18 protein-coding genes and 2 other annotated features (1 of these 20 running past the window's edge) are annotated in these 14,915 nt (G+C 55.5%); of the genes, 7 read left to right on the forward strand and 11 right to left on the reverse strand.

Features of this window, described 5'->3' with window-relative positions; genetic code table 11:
* Positions 1-28: 28 nt before the first annotated feature.
* From PXC00_RS12455 to PXC00_RS12495, 9 genes are all read right to left on the reverse strand, one after another.
* Complete coding sequence (locus PXC00_RS12455; RefSeq protein ID WP_275844796.1) at positions 29-508, reverse strand: GNAT family N-acetyltransferase; 480 nt, start codon at positions 506-508, stop codon at positions 29-31.
* A gap of 111 nt (positions 509-619) precedes the next feature.
* The gene (gene rplL, locus PXC00_RS12460) at positions 620-997 is read right to left on the reverse strand and encodes a 50S ribosomal protein L7/L12 (RefSeq protein ID WP_275844797.1); all 378 of its coding nucleotides are present in this window, start codon (positions 995-997) and stop codon (positions 620-622) included.
* 63 nt (positions 998-1,060) lie between these two features.
* Positions 1,061-1,597, reverse strand: coding sequence for a 50S ribosomal protein L10 (rplJ, locus tag PXC00_RS12465; RefSeq protein WP_275844798.1), 537 nt, complete (start codon positions 1,595-1,597; stop codon positions 1,061-1,063).
* A gap of 33 nt (positions 1,598-1,630) precedes the next feature.
* Positions 1,631-1,780 (reverse strand) — a sequence feature (ribosomal protein L10 leader region).
* Positions 1,781-1,814: 34 nt separating this feature from the next.
* Positions 1,815-2,510 carry a 50S ribosomal protein L1 gene (rplA, locus tag PXC00_RS12470; RefSeq protein ID WP_275844799.1) on the reverse strand — a complete coding sequence of 232 codons (696 nt, stop codon included), beginning with the start codon at positions 2,508-2,510 and terminating at the stop codon, positions 1,815-1,817.
* Between the two features lie 60 nt (positions 2,511-2,570).
* Positions 2,571-2,996, reverse strand: coding sequence for a 50S ribosomal protein L11 (rplK, locus tag PXC00_RS12475; protein ID WP_275844800.1), 426 nt, complete (start codon positions 2,994-2,996; stop codon positions 2,571-2,573).
* A gap of 150 nt (positions 2,997-3,146) precedes the next feature.
* A complete protein-coding gene (gene nusG, locus PXC00_RS12480; protein ID WP_275844801.1) occupies positions 3,147-3,671 on the reverse strand; it encodes a transcription termination/antitermination protein NusG in 525 nt (174 codons plus the stop codon).
* Between the two features lie 21 nt (positions 3,672-3,692).
* Positions 3,693-4,004 (reverse strand): preprotein translocase subunit SecE, encoded by a 312-nt coding sequence (secE, locus tag PXC00_RS12485; RefSeq protein WP_275844802.1) that lies wholly within the window; start codon positions 4,002-4,004, stop codon positions 3,693-3,695.
* 20 nt (positions 4,005-4,024) lie between these two features.
* On the reverse strand, positions 4,025-4,174 hold the full coding sequence (gene rpmG / locus PXC00_RS12490; RefSeq protein WP_275844803.1) for a 50S ribosomal protein L33: 150 nt from the start codon (positions 4,172-4,174) through the stop codon (positions 4,025-4,027).
* A 156-nt stretch (positions 4,175-4,330) separates the two neighbouring features.
* A complete protein-coding gene (locus PXC00_RS12495; protein WP_316934993.1) occupies positions 4,331-5,143 on the reverse strand; it encodes a DUF7674 family protein in 813 nt (270 codons plus the stop codon).
* A 251-nt stretch (positions 5,144-5,394) separates the two neighbouring features.
* Here PXC00_RS12495 and PXC00_RS12500 point away from each other — a divergent pair, with 251 nt between their 5' ends.
* From PXC00_RS12500 to PXC00_RS12530, 7 genes are all read left to right on the forward strand, one after another.
* Positions 5,395-6,471, forward strand: coding sequence for a D-alanine--D-alanine ligase family protein (locus tag PXC00_RS12500; protein WP_275844805.1), 1,077 nt, complete (start codon positions 5,395-5,397; stop codon positions 6,469-6,471).
* Between the two features lie 38 nt (positions 6,472-6,509).
* Complete coding sequence (gene murI, locus PXC00_RS12505; RefSeq protein ID WP_275844806.1) at positions 6,510-7,352, forward strand: glutamate racemase; 843 nt, start codon at positions 6,510-6,512, stop codon at positions 7,350-7,352.
* Positions 7,334-7,861 carry a DUF1934 domain-containing protein gene (locus tag PXC00_RS12510; RefSeq protein ID WP_275844807.1) on the forward strand — a complete coding sequence of 176 codons (528 nt, stop codon included), beginning with the start codon at positions 7,334-7,336 and terminating at the stop codon, positions 7,859-7,861. Before murI ends, PXC00_RS12510 begins: the two co-directional genes overlap by 19 nt.
* On the forward strand, positions 7,764-9,455 hold the full coding sequence (gene argS, locus PXC00_RS12515; RefSeq protein ID WP_275844808.1) for an arginine--tRNA ligase: 1,692 nt from the start codon (positions 7,764-7,766) through the stop codon (positions 9,453-9,455). The genes PXC00_RS12510 and argS overlap by 98 nt, the downstream gene beginning before the upstream one ends.
* Before the next feature lie 92 nt (positions 9,456-9,547).
* The gene (locus tag PXC00_RS12520; protein ID WP_275844809.1) at positions 9,548-10,741 is read left to right on the forward strand and encodes a homocysteine S-methyltransferase family protein; all 1,194 of its coding nucleotides are present in this window, start codon (positions 9,548-9,550) and stop codon (positions 10,739-10,741) included.
* 15 nt (positions 10,742-10,756) lie between these two features.
* Entirely contained in the window at positions 10,757-11,614 is an 858-nt protein-coding gene (gene rsmA / locus PXC00_RS12525; RefSeq protein WP_275844810.1) for a 16S rRNA (adenine(1518)-N(6)/adenine(1519)-N(6))-dimethyltransferase RsmA, read from the forward strand.
* A 25-nt stretch (positions 11,615-11,639) separates the two neighbouring features.
* Positions 11,640-11,903: a hypothetical protein gene (locus tag PXC00_RS12530; RefSeq protein ID WP_275844811.1), complete on the forward strand. Its 264-nt coding sequence runs from the start codon at positions 11,640-11,642 to the stop codon at positions 11,901-11,903.
* A gap of 59 nt (positions 11,904-11,962) precedes the next feature.
* Here PXC00_RS12530 and leuB read toward each other — a convergent pair whose 3' ends face one another.
* Both leuB and leuA read right to left on the reverse strand, forming a co-directional pair.
* Positions 11,963-13,033 carry a 3-isopropylmalate dehydrogenase gene (leuB, locus tag PXC00_RS12535; protein WP_275844812.1) on the reverse strand — a complete coding sequence of 357 codons (1,071 nt, stop codon included), beginning with the start codon at positions 13,031-13,033 and terminating at the stop codon, positions 11,963-11,965.
* Positions 13,034-13,090: 57 nt separating this feature from the next.
* Positions 13,091-14,791: a 2-isopropylmalate synthase gene (gene leuA / locus PXC00_RS12540; RefSeq protein WP_275844819.1), complete on the reverse strand. Its 1,701-nt coding sequence runs from the start codon at positions 14,789-14,791 to the stop codon at positions 13,091-13,093.
* 104 nt (positions 14,792-14,895) lie between these two features.
* Positions 14,896-14,915 (reverse strand) — a binding site (T-box leader) (it continues 225 nt past the right edge of the window).

Below are 14,915 nucleotides of genomic sequence, written 5' to 3' on the forward strand. Positions count from 1 at the left end.
TCTGTCCTTTTTTGCTTTTCTAAAAATGCTATAAAGCTTTACGATATTTTACAATAAATTCTTCTGTACCGACCTCTGCCGTTTTTTCATTGGTACTCAAAAAACCATGCTGTTCGTAGAAAGTCCGCGCCGCTTCATTTTTTTCCAAGACCCATAAGCACAGGCTCTGCGCTTTTAGCTGATGCCCCTGTCCTTCCGCAAAGTTCAACAACTCCGCGCCAATTCCCTGATGCTGAAAAAAAGGGTCAATATACAGTGCTTTTACTTCCACGGAGTTACTGTCCAACGGCAGAATCTGAATCAGCCCCCGTACAAACACCTCGTCAAAAACATAGATGCCCTCCAGTAACTGCGGCTCTGCAAACAGTTTCCTTGCCAGAGGGACAATCTGCATTTTTCCAAAAGAAACTTCGTCGTTTTTAAAAATAGTGCGGTAAGCAGTTCTCTTTGTAAAGATTAGAATCTCTGCTATCCGGGAAATATCCTTTTCTACTGCTTTTCGTATCATCCCATTGCCCTCCTGCCTGCTTATGTGTGCTGAACTTATCAAGTTCCCCAAAAAACAAAAAGGCACCCCGAAACCGGGATGCCTTTTTTATAAGAAAGTAAGAGGTGAAACTTACTTCAGTTCGACTTCTGCGCCAGCCTCTGTCAGCTTTGCCTTCAGAGCTTCTGCGTCGTCCTTGGAAAGGCCTTCTTTAACAGCCTTCGGTGCGCCGTCAACCAGAGCCTTTGCTTCCTTCAGGCCCAGACCGGTTGCGTCACGAACAACCTTGATCACCGGAATCTTGCTTGCGCCGGCAGACTTCAGGATGACGTCAAACTCGGTCTTCTCTTCAGCAGCCGGAGCAGCGCCAGCAGCCGGAGCAGCAGCAACAGCAACCGGAGCAGCAGCGGAAACGCCGAATTCCTCTTCCAGAGCCTTAACCAGCTCGGACAGTTCCAGAACCGTAAGAGCCTTTACATCTTCAACGAGCTTTTCAACTTTCTCAGACATGTTTGTTACCTCCAAATCAAATACGTTCCGTCAATTCGTTTTTTTAGGAAAAAGCGTACAGAATCACGCCTGTGCGGCAGCCTGCTTTTCCGCGACTGCGTTCAGCGCAACAACCAGACCCTTCAGCGTACCGTTCAAAACGGTTACAAAACCGCTGATCGGTGCGTTCAAGCCACCCAGTACCTGCGCAACCAGCACTTCTTTGCTGGGCAGTTCCGCCAGATTCTTGATGGCCGCAGCGTCAACCGCAGCGCCGTCCAAGAAGCCGCCTTTCAGCTTGAAGTCCTTGTTGTCCTTTGCATAGGACGCCAGAACCTTTGCAGCGCTCACATAATCCTCGCCGGTGGCCAGTGCGGTCGTGCCTTCCAGCAATTCATCCAGACCGGAAACACCCGCGTCTGCCAGTGCGCGTTTGAGCAGCGTGTTCTTTACAACCTTGTAAGAATCGCCGGCTTCGCGCAGGTCTTTACGCAGTTTGGTGTCGTCAGCCACATTGATGCCCTTATAGTCGACCAGAATACCAACATTGGCTTTCTTGATCTCCTCAGTCAGAGCAGCAACCGCCTGTTTTTTCGCGTCTAAAATCTTTTCGCTTGGCAAATGGTTTCACCTCCATTGAACCGATTGCATAAACTTTGCAACAAAAAAGCCTTTTCCGCATCTCCGCGGAAAAGGCAAAAGGTTACAAAAATAAATCTGCAAAACTTTTGCTTTCCTCGGCAGGCGGGAAACTCCCTTTGCGCAAAATGCACCTGCTGTCTTTGGACAGCTTTATGAGTATAACATACAGTAAGCTGTATGTCAAGCGTACAAATACTTATACGCCGAATTTGTTCGGGTTCACACGGACACCGGGACCCATGGTTGCAGCAACTACACAGGAGCGCACATACTGGCCCTTGGCGGCAGCCGGCTTTGCCTTGACAATGGCGTCCATCAGCGCGTCGAAGTTTTCGGCCAGCTTTTCTGCACCGAAAGAAACGCGGCCAATCACACAGTGAATGATGTTGGACTTGTCCAGGCGGTACTCAATCTTACCGGCCTTGGCTTCCTTAACGGCTTTGCCCATTTCGCGGGTAACCGTGCCAGCCTTCGGGTTCGGCATCAGACCGCGGGGGCCAAGCACCTTACCTAAGCGGCCCACGACACCCATCATGTCCGGTGTAGTAATGACAACATCAAAGTCCATCCAACCCTCGGACTGAATCTTCTGTGCCATATCCTCCGCGCCGATAAAATCCGCGCCGGCAGCTTCTGCCTCTTTGGCAGCGTCGCCCTTGCAGATGGCAAGAACACGGACGTTTTTACCGGTGCCGTTGGGCAGAACCAGCGCGCCGCGAACCTGCTGGTCAGCGTGGCGGCTGTCGACACCCAGCTTTACGTGAATCTCAACGGTTTCGTCAAATTTGGCAGTGCCGGTCTTGACAGCAAGCTCCAGCGCCTCTTGCGGATCGTAAAATTTAGAACGATCGATCAGCTTTTCGCTGTCGACGTATTTTTTACCATGTTTCATTGGTTATCCTCCCTGTAAAGTGGTAAATACGGATGATTAGTTCCTCCCACCCGGGTAATATCAGTCGACGACTTCAATTCCCATGCTGCGGGCTGTTCCGGCGATCATGCGCATGGCACTTTCGACAGAAGCCGCGTTCAGGTCGGGCATCTTTTGTTCTGCGATCTGCTTGACCTGCTCCTTGGTAATCTTTGCAACTTTCTTTTTGTTCGGTTCACCGGAAGCCGTCTCAATGCCGCAAGCCTTTTTGATAAGGACTGCAGCCGGCGGGGTCTTGGTGACAAACGTAAAGGAACGGTCGGCGTAAACGGTAATGATGACCGGGATGATGAGCCCCGCGTCCTTCTTTGTGCGCTCATTAAATTCCTTTGTGAACGCCATGATGTTGACGCCGTGCTGACCGAGAGCCGGTCCAACCGGCGGCGCCGGGGTTGCCTTGCCGGCAGGTATCTGGAGCTTAATGTAACCAGTAACCTTCTGAGCCATTGTAATTGCACCTCCAAAATTTGTGGTAAAAGCGGAACACGCTGTCCGAAAAAAATTGGCGCATTCCTCCCACGGGGGCCTCTGCCCCCACTTTCAGCGGTTTCCCGCGGAATGTCTGGTTTGTTGCTCCGGGCGAACCCGGAGAGCGGATCACTCTACTGTTTCAGCCTGATCCAGTTCAAGGTCAACAGGAGTTTCGCGGCCGAACATATTGATGGTAACGCGCACGCGGTTCTTTTCGGTGTCGATTTCCTCAACTGTACCGACAAAGCCGTCAAACGGACCGTCCACAATGTTGACGGAGTCGCCAACTTTGTAAGAAACCTCAACGTTTTTCTTCTCCACACCGAGTTTCTGCACTTCCTCCTCGGAAAGAGGCAGGGGCTTGGTGTTGTCCGGGCCGACAAAACCGGTGCAGCCGCGGATGTTGCGCACGACATACCAAGAATCGTTGGTCAGAACCATTTTAATCAGCACATAGCCGGGGAAGATTTTCCGTTCGACTTCGCGTGTCTTGTTGTCCTTCACCTCGGTCACTTTCTCTGTGGGCACCAGGATTTCCGGAATCAAATCCTGCATATTGCGGTTTTCCACCGTTTTTGCCAGCGTGGAAGCGACCTTGTTCTCGTAGCCGGAGTAGGTATGCACAACATACCAGCGTGCTTCTTCAGCCATTGTCATACCTCACTTTTTTTGTCAAACTGCGATATTCATAAACTGGTGCAGCAAATGTGTGAATGCCTCGTCCAGACCAAAAATGCACACACCGAACACTGCAATCATGGCCACAACAATCCCCACGTTTTTCCACACCGCGTGCGGCGTGGGCCAGACGACCTTTTTGCCTTCAGACTTGAGGTCATGGAAAAAGCGAGAAATCGCTTTGGTTTTCTTGCCTTTTGCCTCGGCCTTTTCGGACACTTTGTCAGCTTTCTTTACGGCCTTCTTTTTGTCCGGTGCAGCGGCCTGTGCGGCCTTCGCGGCGGACTTTTTTTCCTTGTCAGCCATTCGCTGTCCCTCCGTCCGAATTACTTTGTCTCTCTGTGCAGAGTATGCTTTTTGCAGAATCTGCAGTACTTCTTCATTTCGAGCCTGTCCGGATCGTTCTGTTTGTTTTTCTTTGTGTTGTAGTTACGCTGTTTGCACTCTGTGCAAGCCAATACTACCTTTACTCTCATGACGGCACCTCCCGTTGTCCGGAAAAATATTGGGACAGTCTGCGTGTCCCGGCCTCCCTCTTAAAAAGGGCACAAAAAAAATACCCCTTTATTGAGGTATTCTTATCATACAACTTCCACGCACGCTTGTCAAGGGTGCAAATTGGTTTTTGGCATTCAGCGGCGCACACCGTTGAGGTTTTCCGCAACGATGGCGCGGTGCTTTTTGGGCTTTTCGGGCTTGATTTTCTTGCCGCGCATCTTGCGTGCAAACTGGCAGCCGGTCTTCATGTCATTGGAAAAGTACGGCTCCAGCTTTGCCACTTCCGCGTCGGAAAGCGGATTCAGCAGGCGGAACGTAATCACAGAACGCACGTCAACGTCGCCGTTCATGTACAGTTCGCTGTAAATATCCGCCAGTTTCTTAGTCACGGCCTCCGAAGCCTCCCCCTGCAGCAGCGCGCGGGTTTTCGGCAAGACTTTCTCCGTCGCAAACGCGGCAGTGCGGATCTGCCCGTACGTGATACGTTCCACCATCAGTTCCTCGCGAATTTCCGGAAAAACGTTGACCAAACGATTAAAGAAAAACAGCGGGTCTGTTTTGCTTTCCTCCCCTTTTTTGCGCCGGTGCTTTTTCACCTGCTGCAGGGCGGCGACCGTATTATCCTTCTCGCTGACTTCATCCGTAAAATCAGAAACAATGCTGTCCGTCATGCGGCTGGCATCCTCTTCATTTTCGGGGTCAAACAGCAGGACTGAGCGATTGCGCCACTTTTCCTCCGGCTTTCCGTTTTCCACGCTGCAGTAGCGCAGTACAAAGCGCTTTGTATCAAATTCATAAAAAATGCCGTAAGCCATCTCCGACCCGACAAAGAAGGCGTGCAGGCTGGTTTTTCCCTGCCGGACACTGTTTTCATCCAGCACATAGCCCTGCTTTTCCAGCACAGCGCGCATACGCATTACAACCTGCTCAAACGCTTTTTGCTCCAATACCATCACTCCTGTAGATTGATTAGAAAACCGTCCGGCGGGCGGCATTGTTTTCCGTCTGCGCAGCGGCGAAAACGCCCCGCGACTCTGCATTGATTATACTACATAAAAAGGCTTTTGTCACCATACATTTATAAGGCCGGCACATTGCTTCAGGTTTCCGATTGTGGTATGATAAAGGCGTATCGAAAAAAATAGTATAGATGCGTGCGCCGCCGCCGGGCGGCACCGCGCCGCGGAGGAATCAATAGATGAAAAAAACGATTGCGGTTCTGTTTGGGGGCAGCTCTTCCGAATACGAAATTTCCTGCATTTCCGCAGCCACCATTGCGGACAGTCTGGACAAAAGCAAGTATGACGTTTTGAAACTCGGCATCACTAAAGACGGCCGCTGGCTGCTGTACAGCGGTTCCACCGCGTCAATGCGTTCCGGCGCTTGGGCTGCGGACGCCGCTGCCTGCCGCCGGGCGTTCCTCTCTCCGGACACTTCCGTGCACGGCATCGTTACCGAAGGGCCGGACGGCTTCGAAAACATCCGTCTGGACTGCATCATTCCCGCTCTGCACGGAAAAAATGCAGAGGACGGCACCATGCAGGGTCTGCTGCACCTGAGCGGCGTGCCCTACGTCGGCTGCCCCACGCTTGCAAGTGCCTGCTGCATGGATAAAGCGGTCACACACACCCTGCTGGCAAGCTGGAACATTAAGCAGGCACACTTCCTGTGGTTCTTTGCAGAAAACTACAGCGGCGAGGGACGTGAAAAAATCCAGCGCAAAATTGACGCGCGCCTCGGCTGGCCCATCTTCCTCAAACCGGCAAACGCCGGCTCCAGCGTGGGCATCTCCAAGGTAAAAAACATGGAAGAAATGGACGCCGCCGTGGCACTGGCCGCCCTGCAGGACAGCAAAATCGTCGTGGAGGAGGCCATTGTCGGGCAGGAAGTGGAGTGCGCTGTGCTGGGCAATGAATGCCCGCAGGCAAGCATCGTCGGCGAAATCGGCTCCAATGCGGAGTTTTACGACTACGACGACAAGTACAAAAACGGCACCAGCGAGCTTTATATTCCGGCGCATTTGGAAGAAACAGTTGCCGATGAGCTGCGCCACATCGCCTGCCGCGCTTACCGGCTGCTGGGCTGCACCGGGCTGGCGCGCGTAGACTTCTTCGTGCGCAATCACAATGAAATTCTGCTTAACGAGCTGAACACGCTGCCCGGCTTCACCGCCATCAGTATGTACCCGAAACTCTGGGAAGCCTGCGGCAAGCCCATCGGTCAGCTGCTGGATGAACTGATCACGCTGGCGGAGCAGCGCAAGCGCTATATCTGACCGCGCAATTTTGAATCACAGCAAAGGATTTTGAAGATATGGATAATCGTCCAATCGGCGTTTTTGACTCCGGCCTCGGCGGGCTGACCGCTGTGCGCGAAATGCTGCGCATTCTGCCGGATGAACAAATCATCTATTTTGGCGACACCGGCCGCGTGCCGTACGGCAGCCGCAGCCGCGCCATTATCACCCAATATTCCCGTCAGGACGCGGCGTTCCTGATGAGCAAGGATGTCAAGGCAATTGTCATTGCCTGCGGCACCGCCAGCAGCGTGGCGGGTTCCCTGCTGAAAGAGGAGCTGCCCGTACCGCTGACCGATGTACTGGAGCCGACCGCGCGTGCGGCGGCGGCAGCAACCGCAAACGGCCGTATCGGCATTATTGCGACGGATGTAACCGTGCGCAGCGGCTCGTTTCAGCGGGCTTTGCACACCATTTCCCCGCAGCTGCAGGTCTTTGCGCAGAGCTGCCCGCTGTTTGTGCCGATTGTGGAATCCGGCTTTATGCTGGAGCACCCCGACATCACCAAAGAGGTCGCGGAAACCTACCTCGCCCCCCTGCGAGAGGCGGATGTGGACACCGTCATCCTCGGCTGCACGCACTACCCAATTTTAAAACGCATCATCGGGGAGGTCGTGGGCGCACAGGTTCGCTTGATTGACAGCGGGCGTGAAACCGCCGCCTACTGCCGTACCCTGCTGGAGCAAAACAACCTGCTTGCGGCACAGGGCCCCGGCGACTGCTCGTTTTACGTCAGCGACCGCATCGAAGAATTCTCCAAGGTGGCGGGCATCTTCCTGCGGGAGGATGTGCACAGCTCCGTACAGCTTGTGGATATTGAGAAATACGAAGGAGCAATTCCATGGAAAAAAACTACCTGATTTCTGTCTGCGGCCGCCAAGTGATTGATGACGAGGCTGGGGAAGTCGAGGTGACTGCGTTCGGCACTTATCTGGAACGCAATGGCAAACGCTACATTTCCTACGAGGGATACGACGAGGAAACCAACCAGTCGCAGACGTCCATTTTAAAAATTGAGGGTGACCGCTGTGTCACGCTCATGCGCGGCGGCGCGGACGGCACCCGCCTGATTCTCGAAAAGGGCAAGCGCCACCAGTGCCAGTACGCAACAGACTTCGGTCAGATGATGCTGGGCGTTTTTACCTCAACTGTGGACAACCAGCTGACCGACAAAGGCGGCAGGCTGACCGTCAACTATACGCTTGACCTGGATGCAAACCTTTCCAGTGTCAATCAACTTTGTATAACCGTCAAGGAGGCAGAACAGAAAGATGTCAAAACACGTACAGGAAGCGACGAACCAACTGCGGCAGGCAATTCTGAAAGCAGCAGCGGCTGCACAGACAGCGAAGGCGCTGCCCGCAGGTGAGCTGCCCGGCTTTACCCTGGAGGTGCCCGCCGACCGCGCCCACGGCGACTGGGCGGCAAATGCCGCCATGGTCAGCGCGCGCGCGTTTCACATGGCGCCCCGCAAGATTGCCGAAGCGCTTGCGCGGCACCTTTCTCTGGAGGGCACGTTTTTCGATCGCTTTGAAATTGCCGGCCCCGGCTTTCTGAATTTCTTTTACACACCGGCATTTTACAGCGCGGTTCTGCGCGATGTGCAGGGCTGCGGCGAAGCTTACGGCCGCAGCTGCTTTGGCGGCGGCAAGCGCGTTCTGGTTGAATTTGTTTCGGCAAACCCGACCGGCCCCATGCACATCGGCAACGCGCGCGGCGGCGCCATCGGCGACTGCCTTGCCTCCGTACTGGACGCTGCGGGCTATCAGGTAGAGCGCGAGTTCTACATCAATGATGCCGGCAACCAGGTCAATAAATTCGGTATGTCACTGGAAGCGCGCTACCTGCAGCTTTACAAGGGAGAAGATGCGGTTCCTTTCCCGGAGGACGGCTACAAGGGCGCGGATATTATGACGCACGCGAAGAAATTCGCCGAAAGCAATGGCGACAAGTACGTCAACGCACCGGAAGCGGAGCGCCGCAAGGCACTGGTGGATTACGCCCTGCCGCTGAACATTCAGGGGCTGAAAGACGACCTGCTGAAGTACCGCATTCAGTACGATAACTGGTTTCGGGAATCCACCCTGCACGAAAACGGTGCCGTTGCCCGCGTGGTGGAACTGCTCAAAGAAAAAGGCGCCACTTACGAAAAGGACGGCGCGGTTTGGTTCAAGGGCGAAGGCTACGGCTCGGAGGATTTCGTGCTGGTGCGCGCAAATGGTGTGCCGACTTATGTGGTGCCGGACATCGCCTACCACTACAACAAGCTGATGGTACGCAAATTTGACAAAGCCATTGACGTGCTCGGTGCCGACCACCACGGCTATGTGCCGCGCTTAAAGGGCGCGCTGCAGGCGCTGGGCGTTGACCCCAAAAATCTGGATGTGCTGCTGATGCAGATGGTTCGTCTGGTGCGCGACGGCGAAGTCATCAAGGCAAGCAAGCGCAGCGGCAAAGCCATCACACTGGTGACGCTGCTGGAAGAAGTGCCGGTGGATGCCGCACGCTTCCTGTTTAACCTGCGCGAGCCGAACTCCGAAATGGACTTTGACCTCGACCTTGCGGTGCAGCAGGACAGCCAGAATCCGGTTTATTATGTACAGTACGCCTATGCGCGCATCTGCAGCCTGTTTAAAGCCATGGCGGCAGAGGGCACCGCGTTGCGCGACTGCACAGACGCGGAACTTGCACTGCTGAACACGCCGGAGGAAATTGAGCTGATCCGCCACCTTTCCGCTTACACCGGTGAGATTGTGGAAGCCGCCAAAAACTACGATCCCGCGCGCATCACACGCTACGCGCTGACGCTCGCCACACTGTTCCACAAATTTTACACAGCCTGCCACATTAAGGGCGAAGAAGCGTCCTTGGCTGCGGCGCGGCTGTACCTGTGCGCCTGTGTCCGCACGGTGCTGCACAATGTCCTTTCTCTGCTAAAAATCACCGCGCCGGAGTCCATGTGAGGGTTCGGTACGGTCTGCCTGCTTTTTCCTGTAAAAAGCAGGCTTTGCTGCATCTTTGGTTTTTTGATTTTATGAAGTAGGTGTATGTTTGCGTGGATGATTTCCCCTATCCTTTACCCCTGCTGCTGGACGGCGGTGCCGCCTCTAACCTGGCAGCGGCGGGAATGCCCGCGGGCTGCTGCATGGAGCAGTGGGCAGCGGCGCATCCGGACGCTTTGCGCGCCGTACAACAAAGCTTCCTTGCCGCAGGAAGCGATGCCGTGCTCGCGCCAACGTTTCATGCCAACCGCGCCAGCCTCCAACCCTTCGGCCTTGCCGAAAAAGTGGAAGCGCTCAACTGCACACTGGTTGCCCTAAGCCGGAAAAATGCCGGCGGCAAACTGGTCGGCGCGCTGGTGGGGCCGTCCGGCTTGCTGGTGCCGCCGCACGGCAAAGCGGATTTTGACGATATTTACAGTCTTTATCGGGAGCAAGTGCGTGCACTGGAAAAAGCGGGGGCAGACTTTCTGCTGGCGGCGTCACAAACTTCGCTTGCCGATATGCGGGCGCTGGTGCTGGCGGCGCGTACGAACGACCTGCCTGTCCTTGTGACCGTCACTGTGGATGAGGAGGGCCGCACCCCGACCGGCGCCGCCTTTCTGCCGGTTCTGCTGACGCTGCAGGCCATGGGCGCGGATGCAGTCGGTCTGCACTTTACCTGCCCACCCGACCGCATGATTCCATTGGTGCGGGAAGTGCTTCCGCACACCGAAGTGCCGCTGCTTGCCCGCCCCACCAACTGTGCGCTGGAACCGACAGCCTGGGCACAGGCGATGCGCAGGCTGATGGATGCCGGTGTTTCGGCGGCAGGCGGCTGTCTGCAGACCACGCCGGCACACATCCGTGCACTCAAGGGTTCGTTGAAGAATTTTGTTCCGCATTCTCTTTCCAAAGAGCCGGACAGCCATGCTGCAGCCATCGAAAGCGATGCCTTTTTCCTTTCAGACGACTTGACCTGCAGCCGCCCGCTGCGCTGCTCCGCACTGCTTGGGGACGAACTGATTGCGTTGGATGACGAACCGGCAAGCGTCACACTGGTTACGGTCAACGACCTGGCGGATGCCGACCTGCTGGCTGCCGCGGCGCATCTGACGCGTCAGCCGATTGCTGTGCACGCGGACAGCAAGCCGGTCTTGGACGCGGCGCTGCGGTACTTTCAAGGCAGGCTGCTGATTGACAGCAGCTGCGAACTGGAACCGGCGGTTCTGGAGCCGCTTGCAAAAAAATACGGTGCGATTCTGTACTGACTTAGGAGAATCGGGATGGATTTATCAAATATCAGCACCATACGGGAAGTTTTGACCCGGCACGGTTTTACATTCAGCAAAAAGCTGGGACAGAATTTTCTCATCAACCCCACCGTCTGCCCCCGCATGGCAGAGGCGTGCAGAGCCGCGGCGGGCGTCGGCGTTTTGGAGGTCGGCCCCGGAATCGGCGTTCTGACCACTGAGCTTGCCGCCAGAGCCGAGAAAGTCTGCGCGGTGGAATTGGACAGCCGCCTGCTGCCGGTGCTGTCTGAAACGCTGGCGGCACATGAAAACGTCCATGTGGTGCAGGGCGACGTGCTGAAACTGGACTTGCCCGCCCTGCTGGCGCAGGAGTTCCCCCGACTAAAAATCGCGGTCTGCGCCAATCTTCCGTACTACATCACCTCTCCGGTCATCATGAAGCTGCTGGAAAGCAGACTGCCAGTTGAATCGCTGACGGTCATGGTGCAGAAAGAAGCGGCAGAGCGTCTCTGCGCCGCGCCCGGCACCCGCGCCTGTGGGGCTGTCAGCGCCGCTGTGTGGTACTATGCGGAGCCGGAGCTGCTGTTTCCGGTGGGACGCGGCAGCTTTTTGCCCAGCCCCAATGTGGACTCGGCGGTCATCCGGCTGCGCATCCGCGAACAGCCGCCTGTTCGAACAGCAGACGAGGCATCCTTCTTCCGGGTGGTTCGGGCGGCATTCTGTCAGCGGCGCAAGGCGGCTGTCAATGCCGTTTCCGCCGGGCTTTCGCTGCCGAAAGCCACCGTGCAGGCTGCCTTCCAAGCCCTTTGCCTGCCGGAAACCATGCGCGCGGAGCAGTTCTCCTTGGAGCAGTTTGCCGCACTTACCGACCGGCTGTACCCGGTGCATTAAATCATTCCTTTTGGAGGTGTTTCCTGTGTTAGAGTGTTCCGATGGAAAAATGTCTGAAATCTTTTTCTGCATTTCGTTTGCGTGCACGCTGATTGCCATGGTGTTCAGCCCGCTGAACCAGGACAACTGGTCCATCGCAGCGGCGGCGGTCGCCATTGTGACGGCACTGGGCGGTCTTTACCTTGCCTTTCAGGCGTGGAACGAGCCTTTGCCAGAAGACGCACCGCCTGCCCCGGAAAGCGCACCGCGTGCAAACCCTGCCGATGAAAAAATGAATAAACCTTTCTGAACAGCAGAAATGCCAGCCCCGCAAGCGCAGGGTTGGCATTTCTTTTTCTCAAAATGAACTTACAGCAGGCTGCAAACCAGATCGCCCATTTCCGTACAGGAAAGCGTCGGCAGAGACGGCTCAGCAATGTCACAGGTACGGCCTTTTTGCAGGGCTGCCGAAACCGCAGCTTCCACTGCGTCTGCCGCTTTCGGCTGATCCAGCGAGTAGCGCAGCATCATGGCGCCGGAAAGAATGGTTGCCAGCGGATTTGCCTTACCGGTACCGGCAATATCCGGTGCGGAACCGTGAATCGGCTCATACAGCCCTGCCTTGCCCGCGCTCAAGCTGGCGGATGCCAGCATCCCAATGGAACCGGAAATCATGCTTGCCTCATCCGAAAGAATGTCACCGAACATATTGGAGGTGACTATTACGTCAAACTGGCGCGGATTGCGCACCAGTTGCATGGCGCAGTTGTCCACATACAGATGGGAAACTTCCACCTGCGGATATTCCTTCTGCAGGCGCTGCACCGTTGCGCGCCACAAGCGGGAGGATTCCAGCACATTGGCTTTATCCACACTGCACAGCTTCTTGCCGCGCTTCATCGCCATTTCAAACGCCACGCGCACGATACGCTCAATTTCCGGCACAGAATACTTTTCCGTGTCATAGGCGGCTTCCGCGCCGTTTTCTGTGCATCTGCCGCGCTCGCCAAAGTAAATGCCGCCGGTCAGTTCGCGGACAATTAGTACATTCAGATTGTCACCGATAATTTCCTCTTTCAGCGGCGAAGCGCTGCGCAGCTCCGGAAAAATCACTGCCGGACGCAGATTGGCAAACAGCCCCAGCGCCGCACGGATGCCGAGCAGCCCTTTTTCCGGGCGGTTGGCGCCAGGCTGGGTGTCCCACTTCGGGCCGCCCACGGCACCCAGCAGCGTGCTGTCTGCCGCTTTGCAAGCCGCCACGGTCTCCTGCGGCAGCGGTGCGCCGGTTGCGTCAATGGCCGCGCCGCCAAGCAGCGCCTCCTGAAACGCAAACCCAAAGCCGAACTTTTCGCCTGCCCTTTTCAGCACCTTGACCGCCTGCTCCACAATTTCCGGTCCGATTCCGTCTCCTTTTAATACTGCAATCCGATAAGTCTGCATGAGTGGTTCCTCCATTCTGTCGGCGGGCTGCTGCGCACGCCGGGTCTTTGTTTTCCTTTACGAACGGGTACTGCGATTGATGGCACAGATGATGCCCTTAATGGATGCCAGGCTGATGTTGCTGTCAATGCCCACACCAAAGACATCCTTGCCCTGCGGGTTCTTCAAATGAATGTAGGAAACCGCCTTGCTGTCTGCGCCGCGAGAAATGGCGTGCTCCTGATACGCCACAAAGGTGTAGTCCTTGATACCCACCTGCTCCAGCGCACGGAAAAACGCATCAATCGGGCCGTTGCCCACCGCGCTGACGCGGTGATCCTCATGGCGGAACCGCAGGTTCCCCTCAAAATGCACGGCAGTGCCGTTTTCAGCATTTTCGTCCTCATTTTCGTTTTCCTCATGCAGCTTGTAGGCTTTCAGATTATAAGGAGACTTCACCTCCAGATATTCTCGGCTGAACAGGCTGTAAACTTCCTTGGGCAGCAGCTCGCGGCCTGCCTCATCGCAGGCAGCCTTGACCACCGCGCCGAACTCCGGATGCATGGCCTTGGGCAGCTGGAAGCCGAATGCCTGCTGCATCACAAAGGCGGCGCCGCCCTTGCCGGACTGGCTGTTAATACGAATAATCGGCTCATACTCGCGCCCAATGTCCGCCGGGTCAATGGGCAGATACGGCACCTCCCAGTACGGGCTGTTCTGTGTACGCATATAATCCACGCCCTTTTTGATGGCGTCCTGGTGGGAACCGGAAAATGCCGTAAACACCAAATCGCCCGCATACGGCTGGCGCGGCGGCACCTTCATGCCGGTGCAGCGCTCATAAACATCGCGTACATGATGAATTTGCGAGAAATCCAGGTTCGGGTCAACGCCCTGTGAATACATATTCATGGCAAGCGTCACGATGTCCACGTTGCCGGTACGCTCGCCGTTGCCGAAGAGAGTGCCCTCCACGCGTTCAGCGCCTGCCAGCAGGGAAAGCTCCGTTGCCGCCACGCCGGTGCCGCGGTCGTTGTGCGGATGCACGCTGATGACCGCGTTTTCACGCCCCTGCAGGTGGCGGATGCAGTACTCTACCTGGTCGGCAAAGGTGTTCGGCGTACACATTTCCACCGTGTCCGGCAGGTTGAGAATCACCTTATTTTGCGGTGTTGCGCCGAGGGTTTCCAAAACCCTGTCGCAGATGAGCACCGAATTTTCCACCTCGGTGCCGCTGAAGCTTTCCGGCGAATACTCATAGCGGATGTTCATGCCGGTTTGTGCCACTTCTTTTTCCGTCAGCGCGCGAATCAGCTTGGCAGCCTGCACGGCAATGTCCACAATGCCGTCCATATCTTTGCGAAAGACAATCTTGCGCTGCAGGGTGGACGTGGAATTATAAAAATGCACAATCACATTTTTGGCACCGTGAATCGCTTCAAACGTCTTACGAATCAGATGTTCGCGCGCCTGCACCAGCACCTGAATGGTCACGTCGTCCGGAATCAGGTTACGCTCGATGAGTGCGCGACAGATTTCATACTCGGTTTCAGAAGCAGAGGGAAAGCCGATTTCAATTTCCTTAAAGCCGACGTCAACCAACAGTTTGAAAAATTCCAGCTTTTGCTCCAGATTCATCGGGTCTACCAAAGCCTGGTTACCGTCGCGCAAATCCACGCTGCACCACACGGGTGCCTTCGTTATCGTGTTTTGCGGCCAGGCACGGTTCTGCAGGGGAATCTGCTGAAAGGGAATATACTTTTTGCAGCCACTGTTCATCGTCATCAAACACTCCTTTTCTCTACTTGCATCGTCGGCATCTCACAGCGCGAGTGGACTTTACCCCAGTACAACAAAAAAAGTCCCAGACACAGAAATTCTGTGTCTGGGACGAATTTACTTC

It is taken from the genome of Caproicibacterium argilliputei (genome assembly GCF_029211325.2).
Taxonomy (GTDB): Bacteria; Bacillota; Clostridia; order Oscillospirales; family Acutalibacteraceae; genus Caproicibacterium; species Caproicibacterium argilliputei.